Genomic DNA, 875 nt, shown 5'->3' with positions numbered 1-875 from the left:
GGAAACATTCGTAATATATGAACATAAAATCATTACAGTTATTCATACATTTGTGTGACAGCAAAAACTTCAGCAAGACTGCGGCGGCGATGCACGTCAGCCCATCGGCTTTAAGTCGCCAAATACAGAAACTCGAAGATGAAACAGGGCAAGAGCTGCTGATTCGAGATAACCGTAGTGTCGACCTCACTCCAGCAGGAAAACAACTGCTTCCCGTTGCACTCAATATTGTCAGTGAATGGCAACAGTACAACCTTCATTTAAAGGGCGGAGAGCAAGAGCTGAAAGGTGAGATTCGAATCTTCTGTTCAGTGACAGCAAGCTATAGTCATTTGCCTGAGTTAATTACTGAGTTTCGAGCTCTCCATCCTTATATTGAATTTAAACTCTCAACGGGCGACCCAGCTCAAGCAATAGATAAGATCCTCAATGACGAAGTCGATATCGCTATTTCCGCAAAGCCAGATATCCTTCCATCACGCCTGGAGTTTGAAACGATTAGTGATATCCCGCTATCTGTTATCTCTCCAGCAGGAGTCAGTAGCTTCAGCCAACAACTACAGTCTGAACACATCGATTGGAATGATCTGCCATTCATCATCCCAGAAGCAGGCACAGCTCGTGAGCGCGCCAATGCCTGGTTTAAGAAGCTGAAAATCAAACCTAATATCTATGCTCAGGTATCTGGACATGAAGCGATCGTTAGTATGGTGGCGCTTGGGTGTGGTATTGGAATTGCCCCAGATGTGGTGATCAATAACAGCCCAGTAAGAGATAAGGTTGAACGCTTAAAGATAGAACCGATCAAGCCCTTTGAATTAGGCGTATGCTGTAAGCGAGCGCAATTAGATAACCCACTCATTCGCGCATTCTGG

1 protein-coding gene is annotated in these 875 nt (G+C 44.9%); it reads left to right on the top strand.

Going from position 1 to position 875, the window contains the following annotated elements:
* Positions 1–17: 17 nt before the first annotated feature.
* Positions 18–875, top strand: an 858-nt coding sequence (gene ilvY, locus KIV40_RS27610; RefSeq protein WP_285352396.1) for an HTH-type transcriptional activator IlvY, incomplete at its 3' end; no start/stop codon positions are given.

It is taken from the genome of Vibrio sp. D173a (assembly GCF_030248475.1).
Note: the sequence above shows the minus strand (reverse complement) of the source record. Positions and strands in the feature narration are given on the sequence as shown.